General features: G+C 42.2%; 10 protein-coding genes and 3 tRNA genes. 6 read left to right on the forward strand and 7 right to left on the reverse strand.

All coding sequences use genetic code 11. The annotated features are described in order from the left end of the window. Nucleotides 1–153: 153 nt before the first annotated feature. Together csdA and csdE are read left to right on the forward strand one after the other, a co-directional pair. Nucleotides 154–1,362, forward strand: coding sequence for a cysteine desulfurase CsdA (csdA, locus tag I3B46_RS17140; RefSeq protein WP_014657672.1), 1,209 nt, complete (start codon nucleotides 154–156; stop codon nucleotides 1,360–1,362). A gap of 9 nt (nucleotides 1,363–1,371) precedes the next feature. Continuing rightward, nucleotides 1,372–1,833, forward strand: a complete 462-nt coding sequence (csdE, locus tag I3B46_RS17145) for a cysteine desulfurase sulfur acceptor subunit CsdE (RefSeq protein WP_004924917.1) — start codon at nucleotides 1,372–1,374, stop codon at nucleotides 1,831–1,833. A 25-nt stretch (nucleotides 1,834–1,858) separates the two neighbouring features. Here csdE and tcdA read toward each other — a convergent pair whose 3' ends face one another. Together tcdA and mltA are read right to left on the reverse strand one after the other, a co-directional pair. Then, a complete protein-coding gene (gene tcdA / locus I3B46_RS17150) occupies nucleotides 1,859–2,677 on the reverse strand; it encodes a tRNA cyclic N6-threonylcarbamoyladenosine(37) synthase TcdA (protein WP_014657670.1) in 819 nt (272 codons plus the stop codon). A 21-nt stretch (nucleotides 2,678–2,698) separates the two neighbouring features. Further along, the gene (gene mltA, locus I3B46_RS17155) at nucleotides 2,699–3,790 is read right to left on the reverse strand and encodes a murein transglycosylase A (RefSeq protein ID WP_004924922.1); all 1,092 of its coding nucleotides are present in this window, start codon (nucleotides 3,788–3,790) and stop codon (nucleotides 2,699–2,701) included. Between the two features lie 339 nt (nucleotides 3,791–4,129). Here mltA and I3B46_RS17160 point away from each other — a divergent pair. The 3 genes from I3B46_RS17160 to I3B46_RS17170 all read left to right on the forward strand — a co-directional run bounded on the left by I3B46_RS17160 (nucleotide 4,130) and on the right by I3B46_RS17170 (nucleotide 4,420). Beyond that, nucleotides 4,130–4,206, forward strand: a tRNA-Met gene (locus I3B46_RS17160). Nucleotides 4,207–4,237: 31 nt separating this feature from the next. Next, nucleotides 4,238–4,314, forward strand: a tRNA-Met gene (locus I3B46_RS17165). Between the two features lie 29 nt (nucleotides 4,315–4,343). Beyond that, nucleotides 4,344–4,420: transfer RNA gene (locus I3B46_RS17170), tRNA-Met, on the forward strand. 96 nt (nucleotides 4,421–4,516) lie between these two features. On the opposite strand, the gene amiC is transcribed toward I3B46_RS17170, so the two are convergent. Further along, nucleotides 4,517–5,767, reverse strand: coding sequence for an N-acetylmuramoyl-L-alanine amidase AmiC (gene amiC / locus I3B46_RS17175; RefSeq protein ID WP_014657669.1), 1,251 nt, complete (start codon nucleotides 5,765–5,767; stop codon nucleotides 4,517–4,519). Nucleotides 5,768–6,013: 246 nt separating this feature from the next. Here amiC and argA point away from each other — a divergent pair, with 246 nt between their 5' ends. Next, on the forward strand, nucleotides 6,014–7,357 hold the full coding sequence (gene argA, locus I3B46_RS17180; RefSeq protein ID WP_163762162.1) for an amino-acid N-acetyltransferase: 1,344 nt from the start codon (nucleotides 6,014–6,016) through the stop codon (nucleotides 7,355–7,357). A gap of 53 nt (nucleotides 7,358–7,410) precedes the next feature. Here argA and I3B46_RS17185 read toward each other — a convergent pair whose 3' ends face one another. The 4 genes from I3B46_RS17185 to ptrA are packed head-to-tail and all read right to left on the reverse strand — an operon-like array spanning nucleotide 7,411 to nucleotide 16,398. Beyond that, on the reverse strand, nucleotides 7,411–7,980 hold the full coding sequence (locus tag I3B46_RS17185) for a hypothetical protein (protein WP_004924935.1): 570 nt from the start codon (nucleotides 7,978–7,980) through the stop codon (nucleotides 7,411–7,413). Between the two features lie 50 nt (nucleotides 7,981–8,030). Next, nucleotides 8,031–9,887 carry an exodeoxyribonuclease V subunit alpha gene (gene recD / locus I3B46_RS17190; protein WP_169342218.1) on the reverse strand — a complete coding sequence of 619 codons (1,857 nt, stop codon included), beginning with the start codon at nucleotides 9,885–9,887 and terminating at the stop codon, nucleotides 8,031–8,033. Continuing rightward, on the reverse strand, nucleotides 9,887–13,495 hold the full coding sequence (gene recB, locus I3B46_RS17195; protein ID WP_174822175.1) for an exodeoxyribonuclease V subunit beta: 3,609 nt from the start codon (nucleotides 13,493–13,495) through the stop codon (nucleotides 9,887–9,889). The genes recD and recB overlap by 1 nt, the downstream gene beginning before the upstream one ends. Nucleotides 13,496–13,500: 5 nt before the next feature. Then, nucleotides 13,501–16,398, reverse strand: a complete 2,898-nt coding sequence (gene ptrA / locus I3B46_RS17200; RefSeq protein ID WP_104873263.1) for a pitrilysin — start codon at nucleotides 16,396–16,398, stop codon at nucleotides 13,501–13,503. Nucleotides 16,399–16,413: the final 15 nt, after the last annotated feature.

The following is a 16,413-nucleotide window of genomic DNA, read 5'->3' on the forward strand; positions in this document are numbered from 1 at the left end:
AGGCATAATCATTTCCCTAATTTTTCTAAAGCTCTAATAAAAACCAGCGGTAAAATTAAATGTAACAAAAGATTTCGATGAATAAATCGAGAATATCATCAATAATTATGATTACAAACCAAACGCCAAATATTTAGATAAAGAACACATATAATGTACCATTTTTCTGCAACACAATTTCGAAAACAATTTCCAGCTATCAATTCTCAAACGATTCATCTTGATAGTGCAGCAACAGCCTTAAAACCAAACTCAATGATTGAAGCCGCAGATAACTATTACCGTCACTCTGGCAGTTCAGTTTATCGAGGTCAATCTCCAGAGTCGTTACGAATTACTGAAAATTATGAACAAGGCAGGAAACGTGTCGCGAAATTGATTAATGCAGAGAGTGAAAATACCATTATTTGGACCCGAGGAACCACCGAGTCCATTAACCTTATTGCCCAAAGTTATTTTAGAAATCATTTAACAGCAAATGATGAAATTATTGTTAGCGAATTAGAACACCACTCTAATTTATTACCTTGGCTGATTCTTGCACAGCAAACTGGTGCAAAAATTGTCAAATGGCCTGTCACTCAACACTACACCCTCGATATTGAAAGCCTTAAGCCGCTACTTAATCCACGTAGCAAAGTGATCGCTATCACCCAGATGTCAAACGTAACAGGCTATCAACCAAATTTAGCAGCAGTAACGTCACTAGCTCATGCGGCTGGGGCGCTCGTTGTCGTTGATGGCGCACAAGGTGTGGTACATGCCCCAATTGATGTCACCGCTTTGAATATCGATTTTTATGCTTTCTCCGCCCATAAATTATATGGCCCAACTGGGCTTGGCGTTTGCTATGGCAAACCACAATTGTTGGCTGCGATGTCACCATGGCATGGTGGCGGTAAAATGTTATCAGAAGTTAATTTTGAGGGCTTTACTCCCGCTCCTGTTCCTTATTGTTTTGAAGCTGGCACACCAAATATCGCTGGCGTCATTGCCTTTTCAGCCACTCTTGACTGGTTATCTCACATCGATTTACACCAATCTGAGGCCTATTGTTGTTCACTCATCCACTACGCATACGAAGAACTCAGCAAATTAGAGGGGTTTATCTGCTATAGCCAGCCTAATACTCCGCTACTTTCCTTTAATTTCGCTGGCATACATCATAGCGATTTGGGCCTATTGTTGACTGAACAAAAAATTGCATTACGCTATGGGCAACATTGTACGCAACCATTAATGGATGCAATTGCTATTACAGGCTGCTTACGCATCTCTGTCATGCCTTACAATGATCAGCAAGATATTGATAAATTTATTAACGCAGTAAAATTTGCACTCTCAATACTGAATGATGAATAAGGAAGCCGAATGACTTCAATAATATCGACATTTGTTCCACACCCTTTCGGTACGACGCTGAAAATTGAAGAGATTATTGAACAATTTTCAGCACAAAAAGCGTGGGAAGATAAATATCGCTTGCTTATCCAACTCGCTCGTCAACTACCGACTCTGACTGATGAACAAAAGCAGCAGACTCAGGAAGTGAAAGGTTGCGAAAACAGAGTGTGGATTGGTGCAAGACTCAACGATGACCAAACATTTCATTTTTATGGCGATAGTGAAGGACGTGTTGTTAAAGGGCTATTTGCGATTTTATTAGCCGCAGTGGAACAAAAAAATAGCCAAGCGATCCTCGCTGTCGATTTTGAGGATATTTTGAATAGAACTGGGTTATCTGGCCAACTCAGTGAATCTCGACAAAATGGAATAGCCGCATTAATAACGACTATTCGCAACTTTGCCAGCGAAATGACACCTGCCGAATAATGTACTAGAGGCTATGAAAATAGCCTCAGCTTTTGAGCGAATTTTCCCGCTCTAATTTTGCGACCATCTTCTTCAGAGCATGTGATACTGCAATAAAACCAAAACTTGCTGTCACCATCGTTGCCGCCCCAAAGCCTGAAGCGCAATCCATTCTTTTAGAGCCGTCAGCGGTACTTTTAGCCGCACAGACGGAGCCATCACTTTGCGGATAAACTAATTGCTCTGTTGAAAATACGCAGTCTATGCCTAATTTACCTTTGCTATTTTTAACAACATTAAAATCGGATTTCAGGCGCTCACGTAATTTTGCGGCAAGGGGATCTTGGATCGTTTTCGCTAAGTCTGTTACTTGGATCTGCGTTGGGTCGATTTGCCCTCCTGCGCCCCCTGTCGTTACAACGGGGATTTTATAACGCCGACAGTAGGCCAACAGAGCCGCCTTCGGCCTGACACTATCGATGGCATCAATAACATAATCAAACCCCGTAGAGAGCAGCTCAGCCACATTATCTACGCTCACAAAATCATCCACGATATTCACAACGCATTCAGGATTTATTTCTAAAATCCGTGCTTTCATGACTTCAACTTTTGGCTGACCCACTGTGGATTTAAGTGCATGTAACTGACGATTGGTATTAGTGATACAGATATCATCCATATCAATCAGGGTAATCTGCCCTATTCCCGTCCGTGCGAGTGCTTCCGCAGCCCAAACGCCGACGCCCCCAATCCCAATAACACAAATATGAGAACGAGCAAAAAGTGATAGCGCTTGCTGTCCATAAAGACGTCCGATCCCAGCAAAACGCTGCATCCAAGCATCTGAAAGCTTAGTTTGCATAGTAAATAGTAACCTTAATAACTACATATGACCGAAAAGTGGCTGGCTCTTTTTCAACACCCACACTCTTCCGTAATGATTATAAAAACCGGCCATTCTACCTGCTTCATGACCTGTTCCATGATAGATATCGAAATGATGTCCTTTAATTGCACCACCAACATCTAGGGCAATCATCATACGCATTTCATAGCGTCCCGTAAATTTCCCTGCATTATCAAGTACAGGTATTTCTGCTAATAGCGCTGTGCCTGGCGGAATAAGTGTTTTATCCGATGCGACTGATGCTTTAGCAATTAACGGTACTGCACTAGCGCCTCTGACAGGAACAAATGATTGTGGTTTGAAGAAAACAAAGGAAGCATTTTGTTCGAGTAATTCGCGCACTTCTTGTTCGCTATGGCTATTCGCCCAATCGTGGATCGCTTGCAGTGACATTTTCTCTAACGGCACTTCACCACGATCGACAAGCACTTTACCTATGCTCTTATAAGCATGCCCATTTTTCCCCGCATAACCAAAGAAATTCAGCGGGCTACCATCACCAAAATCCACATAGCCGCTACCTTGAACTTCCATCATAAAGTTATCCATGGCGGAGTTACTGTAGGCTAGAATGAGTTTATCGCTTAAAGCACCATTGTATATCGCGGCTCGGCTGGGGAGGCGTTTTTTCCCTTTAGGTGGCATTGCATAAAGTGGGTGCTGAAATTCCCCCTGTTTGGTACGGCGAGCTTGGATAACCGGCGTGTAATACCCAGTAAATTGTACGTTACCATAATTATCCACCCCTTCCATTTGAAAGGCGGTTAAGTTGAAACTCGCCAGTTTTTTAGGATCTCCCCCTGCAACTAGCCAGTTTTCAATCGCATGATAGGTATCATTGTTACCTTGAAACAAACGCGGTGACGCATTCTTGATTTCATTAACTTGCCGATAAAAATCTTGTGAATTGATTGGGCGCCCTTGAACATTTACTTGGCTTACTTGCTGAAGATCTTGCTTTAAACGTCCATCTTTATACTGCTGCCCTTGATCTGTCGGGTGAGATTGACAGCCAACAAGTAAAGATACAAACGCACCTGCTACACACCATTTTTGCCATAATTTCATGTTATACCGCCCACTCCAATCCAATATGAAGCGCACAATAGCAAACCCACATAAAGAATGAAACGGCTAAAAATACTTACTCTCCTATCGCCGTACAAATTGTGGACTTATTACTGGTTATTATTTTTCCCCGCAATGGATAATTCACATTTATTTTTTATCATCGACTCTAAAAAAAGGATTTAGCCTATTGCCTGTTAATCAATCTCACCGCTCCATTAAAATGATTAATATTTGACCATTGAGTGTATATTTTGTTCTATCTATGCGGAAATTTGAAAAAAATACACAAAAAAACTTGCATCAGATCTCATCCCGAGTATAGTGCCCGCTATCGGACGCGGGGTGGAGCAGCTTGGTAGCTCGTCGGGCTCATAACCCGAAGGTCGTCGGTTCAAATCCGGCCCCCGCAACCAATCTTCAAATTAGTATCAAAAATATTTCAGGCGCGGGATGGAGCAGCCTGGTAGCTCGTCGGGCTCATAACCCGAAGGTCGTCGGTTCAAATCCGGCTCCCGCAACCAATATCCCCTGTTATATTTACCTCTTCAGTCGCGGGGTGGAGCAGCTTGGTAGCTCGTCGGGCTCATAACCCGAAGGTCGTTGGTTCAAATCCGGCCCCCGCAACCAATTCTTATTTTTCCTATTAAATCAATGCAATAATAAAAAAGGCAACTCACTTTTCAGCCAGTCACCTTTTCTAATTTATCGATTTTATTCTAGCGACTAATTTCTAATCGCTAATTCGCCGCCATTACGAAAATAGGCTTTAATCCCTTGGAAGATAGATTCCGCCATCTGCTGCTGGAACTTCGCGGTTTTCAATTTACGCTCTTCTTCTAAGTTACTGATAAAGGCTGTTTCAACCAAGATTGAAGGGATCTCCGGCGCCTTCAATACCGCAAAGCCTGCCTGATCAACTTTATTTTTATGTAGCCGATTGACTTTGCCCATGCGCTTTAAAACCTCATCACCAAATTTGAGGCTGTCATTAATGGTTGCTGTTTGCACTAAATCAAGCATGGTATGGTCAAGGTAAACATCACCACTTTTGCTCACCCCACCAATTAAGTCAGCCTCGTTCTGTGTCTGAGCGAGGTAACGAGCGGTATTACTGGTGGCACCTTTAGTCGATAAGGCAAACACAGATGAACCGTGAGCTGAGCGATTGGTAAAGGCATCAGCGTGAATCGAAACAAACAAGTCTGCCTGCATTTTTCGAGCCTTAGCGACCCTAACCTTCAATGGAATAAATACATCCTCGTTACGAGTCATATAGGCACGCATTTTGGGATCTTTATCGATTAACGCTTTCAAACGGCGAGCGATTTGTAAAACCACATCTTTTTCTCGCGTTTTGTATTTCCCCATTGCGCCGGGATCTTCCCCCCCATGCCCTGGGTCAATCATAATAATAATGGGGCGATCTCGACCTGCTTTACCCGGTTTCTTCGCCTGAGCAGGCATTTTCTCTTCTAAATCGCCTTTATTATAATCTTCCAATAAGGCAAGCAATGGATCGTCCGATGTTTCTACCCCTTTACCCGGATAGAAATCTAACACCAAACGGTTTTTAAATTCAGCAACGGGCGCGATAGTAAAAATCTGTGGGCTGACTTTATTTTTGACTTCAAAAACAAGACGCACTGTTTTTGGATCAAACTGCCCGACCCGTACTAATTTTAAATGCGGGTCGCGAGATTGGATTTGAGTTCCCATCTGCTTCAGAATGTTGTTCAGCTGTACCCCTTCCAAATCGATAACGATGCGTTCAGGGTTATGCAGTACCAACTGGCGATATTTTAATGGAGCACTCGATTCTAGCGTCACGCGCGTATAACTTGATGCAGGCCAGATACGTACTGCGATCACATTTGTATTCGCAGCAAAGCCAAATGGGCTGACACTAAGCAACATAACCGCTGCCGCTCCTTGTAAAAGGCGGCGTTTAGATGGACAGTGATCTGGGTGACTCATCAATAATTCCGAACCTAAAACTGAATATCAGGTGATTTTAGAACAAAAGCCAAATAGAGGCCAGAAACATAAACTCTAGCGAATCATTCGCATACTGTCATCAAGAATACACATTTAAATATAGAGATATGTAAACCCAAATAATAAAAATGTTACAAGTCTTATCCTATATTTTGCTTGATATTTATCGCTAAAAAGAATAAAAATACATTAATAGCGAATAAAAATTCAGTTAAGAGGGTGGTTATGAAAGAGCGCAGCACCGAATTGGTAGATGAGTTTCGCCATTCGGTTCCTTATATCAATGCCCACCGCGGCAAAACATTTATTATTATGCTTGGTGGAGAAGCAATTGCGCATGAGAATTTTCCGAGTATTATCAATGATATAGGATTATTACATAGTCTTGGTATCCGCATTATCGTAGTTTACGGCGCTCGCCCTCAAATCGAAGATATTTTAGCCGAGCATAATTATGAGGCTGTTTATCATAAACATACCCGCGTAACGGATGCGAATACACTTGAATACGTTAAGCAAGCCTCTGGTGCCTTATTACTTGATATTACGGCTCGTTTATCGATGAGTCTGAGTAACACACCTTTACAAGGCGCTCATATTAGTGTTGTCAGCGGTAACTTTGTGATCGCGCAACCACTCGGTGTGGATGATGGCGTTGATTACTGCCATAGCGGGCGTATCCGCCGCATTGATGAAGATGCTATCAATAAACAACTGGATAATGGCTCTATCGTACTTATTGGTCCGGTTGCCGTGTCTGTTACTGGTGAAAGTTTTAATCTCACTTCTGAGGAAATAGCCACTCAACTCGCAGTGAAAATGAAGGCTGAAAAGTTAATCGGCTTTTGTTCTTCACAAGGAGTCGCTGATAAAGATGGCAATATTTTATCAGAATTATTTCCCGATGAAGCCGAAGATAGGATCCAAGAGCTGGAATCCGAAGGGGATTATTATTCAGGTACTGTGCGCTTTTTACGTGGCGCGGCGAAAGCTTGCCGCCGCGGTGTTCGTCGCAGCCATTTATTAAGTTATCAAGAAGATGGCTCGCTAATCCAAGAGCTCTTTTCGCGCGATGGCATTGGTACGCAAATTGTCATGGAAAGCGCCGAACAAATCCGTCGTGCTAATATTAATGATATCGGCGGTATTCTTGAGTTAATTCGCCCTCTTGAGCAGCAAGGCATCCTTGTAAGACGTTCACGGGAGCAACTTGAGATGGAAATCGATAAATTTACGATCATTGAACGAGATAACTTAGTGATTGCTTGTGCGGCTCTCTACCCTTACCCCGAAGAAAAACTGGGGGAAATGGCTTGTGTCGCCGTGCATCCTGACTACCGTAGCTCTTCGCGGGGAGAAGAACTTTTACATCGAGTTTCCCTACAGGCTAAGCAATTAGGGTTAGCAAAGCTATTTGTTTTAACCACACGTAGTATTCATTGGTTCCAAGAAAGGGGCTTTATTCCCGCAGAGATTGAGATGTTGCCATTGAAAAAACAGGCGCTATATAACTACCAACGCCGTTCTAAAATTTTGATGCTAGATTTACATGCAAAAGCCGATAAATAGGCTTTAGCTCGACTAACCTGACAATTTACTTACTGTCAGGTTAGTCAATCAACCTAGGCGATTTGTACCACTCTTGATTTTTGGCATAGCGGTATGCTATCGATTAAAGGTTGTAGCAGTGATGACATTTCGGCAAATGATGCGCCATAGAAATAGAACGCTGTTTCTGTAGGGCCTTCCCACACACCATGGATCGCACCAATATCTTCTACAGCCTCGTCTAATTTATCGAAAATATCGTTAATATCGCTATTTTCATAAACTTCGTCGGGCAAATCAGTACCATTTAAATAAAGGGCTAACCCTTCTTCATCACCAAATTCAATCACAATGTCTTCACCATGAATAACTAAACGTGATCCTTTCGGCGCCAACATGGATGAAAACAATTGAATAATTAAGCTGATATTTTCATCATTCGCCTCTGCAACAGATAACTCAATATCACACTCATCAATTTCACCATTGTCTGAAAGTAACGTGCCACCACCTGTCACATGAATATCTTTTTCCATACTTTGCATAACATGCATAAAGGCATCTTCTAAGTCTGCACGTCTTTCTGGCTGAATTCTCGCTTTAAGTGTGACTGTTATTGCCGTCGTTGTTGGCTGGGTATCCATATTATTACCTTTTGCATTTAAGTCTAATTATGTAGCCAAGGCTACTACGTTTATTTTACATTCATGAGCTGTATTGCTAAGCCACTACGTCGTTTCGTCGGTGTCTCAATGGCACGGCGTAAAATCTTAATCGTGCAATACAAAGAAAGTTCTTTTTTGGCGCGAGTTATTGCAGTATACACAAGCTCTCGAGTGACGACTGGTGAATATACCTTCGGTAGTACTAAGGCGGTATGAGCAAACTCTGAACCTTGTGATTTATGTACAGTCATTGCATATGCTGTTTCATGTAAAGGCAACCGATTAGGTTGGATCCCCTTAATTGAGCCATCGGGATACTGAAAATAAGCTCTAAGTGCCCCTTCTTCATCAGGCAGGATTATCCCTATATCGCCATTAAATAGCCCTAATGGACTATCATTTCGGCTGATCATAATTGGCCTACCTGCATAATGTTTATTTATTTGGTTTAATGGCCGATGAATAAGCCCCTGTCGATGAAGCAGTTTTTCTAATTTTTCGTTTATCCCTGTTACACCATATGGGCCATCTCTCAAAGCTGTCAACAAACGAAATTGATTAAATTTAAATAAAATCTCAGCCGGATCCTGTCTAGCTTTTACTGATAGAAGATAATCTCGATAGAAATTAGATGCCGCTATCAACATCTGTGCATAATCATCCTCACTTTCTTGTAAATAAGTATGCACGTCATTTAATGTGCTGTTTAATAACTTTTCAGCACGCTTGGTATCTCCATCATTAACCGCAAAAGCAAGCTGCCCGATACCCGAAGAAGCCGAAAAACGGTAACTTTTACGCAGTAGGCAGAGGCTATCTCTGATCAAAGGGCCTGTATTTGATGTAAAGTGATCGAGTGCGTATCCTGTCAGTTGAGCCAATTCTTGGGCACGTTGGGGGCTATATCCTTGATCCGCAAATTGGCAAATATCTCCAAGTACAGCCCCCGCTTCGACGGATGCTAATTGATCTTTATCCCCTAAAAAGATCAATTTGGCATTTACTGGCAAGGCTTCGATTAATTTACCCATCATGGGTAAATCCACCATGGAAGCCTCGTCAACAATCAAAATATCCAATGTTAATAAATTATCGCGGTGATAGCGGAATTGCTGGCTTTCAGGTTGTGCCCCTAATAGCCTATGCAGTGTTTTTGCCTGATTAGGCAACATATATCGCTCTTCATCGGTCAATGACAAGTCATCGAGTGCTGCCCCCAACGACTCTGTTAAACGTGCCGCAGCTTTACCTGTCGGCGCTGCTAATTCAATTTGAATACGTTGTTTATTCTCTACAGCCAATTTAACCAATGCCGCTAAAATTCGAGCAACTGTGGTTGTTTTCCCCGTGCCAGGCCCCCCTGAAATCACGGAAACTCGGCTAGTGACAGCCACTGCGGCAGCTATTTTTTGCCAGTCAATTTCATCACTTTGCGGGAAAAGAGCGTCTAATATTCCTTTAATGCGCAGAGCATCATATTGAGGTAGTCCGGTGTGTGAAAAGTAGTCTGAAACACTTTGCTCATATTGCCATAGCCGCTGAAAATATAAAAACTCCCCCGATAACACCAAGGGGGATAATTCACTTTCCCCCGCTAGGCAGACAAAAGGGGCATTTTTAACTAGGTAATAAATGGTTTCTGGATCAGGTGTACCTATTGCGTGCCAAAATTCGTCTGCAAGTTCAGGATGGCGCCCTGCAAACAGTTTTTCCTGACTGAAATCAGATAATGACAAGCAGACATGCCCCGCCATCGTCTCAGCACTCAATAATGCGGTAAGCAGTAATAATGTTGGGTTTTGCTCTTGTGTAATGTTATAAGCAAACTGGATATCAAGGGGAGTGAATAATCGCGCTTCGAGCGCTTTATTAAACAGCGCTTTCATCATGGCTCACTTCCCTCTTGTGCGTTACGAAATAGTTGGTCCAGTTCGTCGATAAATGCCTTTTCTGGCCGATAATAAAAAATACCATTTTTTGACTCTACCCGATCAATGCCACGAAGAAAGAGGTAATAGACGCCACCAAAATGAACATCATACTGATAGTTAGGTAATCGCTGTTTAAGGTAACGATGCAGCGCTAATGAATATAATTGATATTGAAGATCATAACGGTGGTCAATCATCGCTTCAGCCATCGCAGATTGCGTATAGCTAGCCGCATCATCACCGAGGTAATTTGATTTATAATCAAGGAGATAAAATTTCCCTTTCCATAAAAACGTTAAATCGATAAACCCTTTTAAAATACCTTGTACTTTTTCAAAATTAAGCGGAGGGCAAGCCGCAGATAGCGGATCATATCGATGAGTAATGCGATCAACATCTTCAGCTTGAAGCAAGTTATCAATAGGAAGATAAAACTGTAGTTCATCTAACATATCTTGAGGCGCTAATGCAGACAAGCATAAACCATCATCTGCCAGTGGCGCATCCACAATAGCCGCCAACCATGCCTGTAACATGTCAGCCCATTTGGTATCAAACCCTGCTCCTTGCAATTTCTCAACTAACCATTCAAGGGGGATCTCTTGTGAAAAGTCCATTTCTTCCATAAGTTCATGAAGAAAAGTTCCCGGTGCAGTTCCGCGGGGAAACAGATGTGGTGTCAACGTAAATTCATCGATTTCTGGTAAAGTGGCATCTAAGCTAGCTTCCACATCTATTTTAGGTGCCAGTGAGGTCGCAAGCTGCTCAGCACTTATCGCTTGCTCATTACCACTGCCACTATGACCACTGCTATAGCTCAACCCTGAATAACTGGTTACTCTCCAATGGTAGTCAAAGAAGCGAGTAATATCCCTAGCTGACAATGACTCATTATCATCTTGATCAAAAGACATTGAGATAGATTCTGTATACTCAATGCGCTCCACACTAATCGCTGTACCGGCAAGCTCTGCTAATCCTTTATTGAGTAAGCTAAAATCCCCCGCTTCCCCCTTTTGAATTAAATACCCCAAAGCAGATAAGTGTAGGTCGGTTTCACCACTTTTCTTGCGGTTACCTTTAATTATTGGCGCAATACCAACACTACAATGATAGATTGCACGTGTTAAGGCAACATAGAGTAGCCGTAAGTCTTCCGCCAAACGCTCTTCATCCGCAAGCGCAACGTTCTCTTCACTATCATCTAAGTCTAAATGAGTGCCGTAATTCTCCCTGTCATGGTACAGCGCCTTTGATTGTGGTAAAAAATTACTCGCAAATGGCAGCCAAACAATCTTGTATTCAAGGCCTTTTGATTTGTGGATGGTACTGATTTGAACTAGGTGTTTATCACTTTCTAAACGCATTTGCTGTGCGTTCGATTGATGATCAGGATGAGCAATTTGCTGTGTTAACCAACGCACTAATGTGTGCTCACCTTCTAATTGAAGAGACATCTCTTGAAGCAGTTCACCAATATGCATCAAATCCATTAAACGACGTTCACCTTCCACGGCAGAAAGCAATGATTCTGCAATATGGCGCTCCGCCATCAGAACCCGAAGCATCGGCAGAACCCCGCGCTTACGCCAAATTAGCGCGTATTGAGAAAACTCATCCACCAGCGCTTCCCATGCCTTTTCATCGTAATTTAGCGCATCAATCTCTTTGGCGTTTAGCCCTAAAGTTCCCGTTGCTAGTGCACTACGTAAAATACGCTCTTTTTCTGGCGACAGTACCGCTTGTAAGATCCATAAAAGGTCACGCGCTTCTTGGGTCGCAAAAACACTTTCTCTATTCGATAGGAAGACAGATGGGATACCCAACTGATTGAGCGCATCACGGATCAGTGTTGCTTCACGTCGGCTTCTCACCAAGACTGTAATATCAGCCGCAGAAACCGGATGTTGTTTTCCATCACTATGCTGAAATAAGCTTGTTCCCTCAGCTCCCCCTTGTAACCATTGACTGATCTGTGCGGCGCATTGTGATGCCATTGTTTGCTCATAATCAGCAATAGAAACCGCTTCTGCATCAATTTGCCAAAATGTTAGCGCTTTTACTGCTTGACCATGATGCTTTAATATCTTGCCCGCATTTTTGGCTGCAAAGTTGACAGGGTTAAATGGGATCTGCTCAAAAATAAAAGGTTTTTCGCAATGGCTAAAAATACGGTTAACAGCTTCAACCATTTGCTCGGAGGAGCGATGGTTAGTTTCTAGTGTATAGTGAGCACTAACCTGCTTTTTCGCTGCAATGTAAGTAAAAATATCAGCGCCGCGAAACGCATAAATAGCTTGTTTAGGGTCACCAATAAATAACAATGCACTATTTTCAACCTCATGATAAATCCGCTGAAAAATACGATATTGTTGAGGGTCGGTATCCTGAAACTCATCAATCATCGCAACAGGGAAACGCTGGCTAATGGCTTTAGCTAAGTAATCTCCGCCCTGCTTTTTTAATGCGTTATCTAAGCGAGTGAGCAAATCATCAAACCCCATTTCGCCTCTACTGTGTTTTTCTCGGGCAATGTTTTGCCTAACTTCTGTTATGGCAACGGGAATAATCAGATCTTTAATGGTTAGGGATTGCGAAAGAAGTTCATCAATGAGCGCGAATACCTCGTGCTCAGGGCCTGAGCCACTTTTCGATTTATCATGTAAGGCAGCTTGCGAAAACCGAATAATTTCTTTTGGCAGTTGGTAATCTTGTGTTTCTTCCTCTGCCCAGCGTGCCATTTTATCTAACCAGCTCGGTAAAAAGCGTGAGCTATAACTACGTTTATCAACATCTGAGCTAACAATCCGTTTTTCAATCTCAGAGCACCCTGCTAGCCATAAAGACTTCACTTGAGTAATGAGTTCGATTAAACGCTGGTGACGCTCTTCAAAGGTTTCTTTATTTGGCGTTTCATTAACTATGTATGGCATATCACCTTGTAAAAAAGGCTTAATATCCGCCAGTAGTGCTTCCGGACTATTCCATTGTGACAAAACAACTTTTGCCATTGAATAATCGAGTGGATAGAAATGACGCCGCCAAAAATCAGCACAAGCTTGCTTTTGAATCGGAAGTTCATCTTGGATCATCGTCTGTTCAAATAAAACGCCTGATTCAAAAGCATTGTGAACTAACATTCTCTGACAAAAGCCATGAATGGTATAAATCGCAGCTTCATCCATTTGACGCTCAGCGGTAAGTAACCAATTTATGGCAAACTCACGTTGCTCTGGTGTTGGAATTTGCGAGAGTAGCTCTAAATATTCCGGCTCTTTTTCGAAACCGACCCCATCACGGATACAAGCAAGGCGCATTTTATGAATTCGCTCACGTATACGCCCTCGTAATTCATTAGTTGCGGCTTCTGTAAATGTCACTACGAGAATTTCTTCAACTGTAAGAGGTCGGGGGAAAGCATTCTCCCCCCCTAACCCTAATAGTAAACGCAGATAGAGTATCCCTATCGTATAGGTTTTGCCTGTACCCGCAGAGGCTTCAATTAACCGTTGGCCTTGTAATGGTAACGAAAAAGCATCTAACAATTGGGAACTTATCTGCATTTTACTCACTTCGCATCTTCCTTAACTGGCAAGATTTTTTGAAATTCTGACGCATTCGGATAGAACACCCAGCCTTTTAGTGGTGCATATCCTGTTTTTTCATTGACATCTTGACCAATAACTTGAGATGCCAACGCTAACCCTTGACGTTTCATCACCGCTTTTTGGTAGTACTCAATCACTTGCTGCTGAGTCACTTTCTCAAATAACGCGAGTACTTTCTCTCGGGTATCGAACGTAAAAATATTGCGGTTAAAGTCTGAAGAATAACGTCCAACCTCTTCATAGAAAGTTTGTGGAGGTTGTTTCATTTCAGTAATAATCGATTGTTTATACTGTTCAAACTCTTGGGCTGGCAGTTTGTTCAGCTTATCGAGTGCAACTTGATAAAACTCTTGGTAACGAGAGTTCAAGTAGTCCGGTGTTTTTGCGTTACTTTGCAATAAGAAACCAATTCCCCACTGGTCACCTAACCCAACTTTGAAAGCAAAAACCGCATACCCAAGTTGCTCATTTGTTCTTAGTTGATCGTAAAACCAAGGCTGAATGATATTAGACAGAAGGCCAGACAATACCGCCCCTTCAATACGGCTGTAACCTTCAGGGATAAATATCTCTGCCAAAGCGTTATCTGTACTTTGAGCTTGGTGATGGAAATCCGCTAAATATGGTTTATCAACAACGACGATATCACCACGCCACCAATTTGTTCCTTTGCTCTTAAGTAACTTTTGGGCATCTTGGATCACTTTCACACTTTGTTTATCGGTTAAATTACCAATAACCATCGCCTGTAGCGCTGCACTATCCACAACTTTGCTACGATAATCTGTAATATCTTTTAGCGAAATGCTATCAAGCACTGATAACCGTTCTTCTTGCTCAAAATAAGGTACGGTATCGATACGACGCAGTGGTTGCATCGCTAATTCATAAGCTTTGGCATTATTAGCAACTTTAATTTGCTCCTGATACCAAGATTTCGCCTGAGCCAGTTCCCTTTCGGTAGGTTCAAAGCTGACATAAAGCTTGGTCATTGATAAAAACAACTCAGGTAAATGCTGTGTATAACCACTCGCATTAAACTGTAAGCCAAGTCCTTGGGAAACAGAAACAGACATCCCAGCAACGGATGCTTGGTATTGCAATTCATCCATTTTTAAAGAAGCGATATATTGCAGTAACGCGCCTGTCACTTGCGATTTAGCATCCTGCATCCCCTCTTTCGTTCTAAGAGATAAATTAATTGTTGCCTTCGGTTCGTCCGCGAAATATTGGCTAGGCATATAGAGCACTCGAGTGTTATCTGTTTGATAGATAAGCTCTGGGTGCTTATATGTCTTATCAACCTTAATTAATGACAAGTTATCAGGAATGTATGGGTTTAATTCAGGCAATCTAAATTTCATTTTAGATTCCAATTTATCCCATTGTGCTAACTGCTTTTCTGTAATTTTATCAACCTGATAAGGTGCATTCACAAAGTAAGCTTTTTTGTTATGAGGCTCATCCGGGCTAATAAACCAAATCCTCGCATCTTTTGCCGTTAATTCAGATAGACGAGCCTTAATGGCAGCAGGATCATACTTGTCAGCAATATAATCTGAGTCCAGTACATGCTTCACTGGTACATTGATCATTTGGTCTGATAACCACTCAATGTAATTCATATCTCTGACAATGGAGCCATAACGAAAAGAGAGATTCAGTACATTGGCAATTTCTTCAAAATAATTTTTATTAATACCGTCTTTTTTCAGTAAATCGATATAAGAGAAAACAGCCGCAATAATCTGATCGCGCTCTGCTAACCCTTTATCGGTTAACGTAATATAAATTGAGAAAACACCATCATTGCGATCTGCATTTGGTGTTGATGACGCACTGATCCCTTCGGCAAGCCCTTGAGATATTAACCAATCAGCAAGCGTACCTGGGCTGCGATTCCCAATTAGGTAACCAATATACTCATCACTTTTACTACGAAAGTCAGCCATATTGTTTTTTATACTAAACTCAAGCTGAATTGCTTTTTGTGGCTGAGCGGGAACATAGTGAATGATGATCCCCTTTTCGTTATCTGTAACGGCTGGCACATCTGTCGATGGTGCAGTGACTTGACGATCTGGGATGCGTCCAAAGGTTTCTGCTGCTATTTTAGCCAATGACTCTATAGACTGGTCGCCATAAAGCACACCATTCATCAAATTTGCAGAGTAGTATTGCTTATAAAAACCCACCAGCTCTGCTTGTAATTTACTGTTCGGTTTATCTTGTAGCGTCTCTAAGTTTCCACCGGAAAAACGTGAGTTCGGATGCTGAGGATTTAACGTTTCCGAACGAACCTGCCATAACCGCATGCCATCACGGGAGCGCGCCATCGTCAGTTCAGCATTGACCGCATTACGCTCTCTGTCTGCATTAGTTGGGTCGAGCAATGGATCTGCCAATGCATCAGCCAATCGATCGGTTGCTTGTTGAAGTGCACTATTTTCAACTTCCAAATAATAAGCAGTACGATGAGCGGCAGTACTTGCATTATGACTACCACCGTGTTTTTGCAAAAACTCAGACAAACTGCTTGGTTCTGGATATTTTTTAGATCCCATCAACACCATGTGTTCTAAATAGTGCGCTAACCCCAATTGACTATCTGGATTTTCTAGACTTCCAACAGGAATGGATACCGCCGCTAATGACTTTGTCGCTTTAGGATCGGACACCAATAGAACAACCATGCCATTATTTAACTTGATGGCTTGATAAATTCTTGGGTCATTTTCACTCTTATTGATAGTCTCAGGTAAAACTTGCCAAAGGGGTTGTGCGGCTACCGCTCCCCCCCAAGCCACTAAGGCCAACAACAAGAAAAATTGAGCGATACTTTTGGATAAACGTAGCATCCTTTAATGCTCCCC

Source organism: Providencia sp. 2.29 (assembly GCF_015832305.1).
In the GTDB taxonomy this organism is placed as follows: Bacteria; Pseudomonadota; Gammaproteobacteria; order Enterobacterales; family Enterobacteriaceae; genus Providencia; species Providencia stuartii.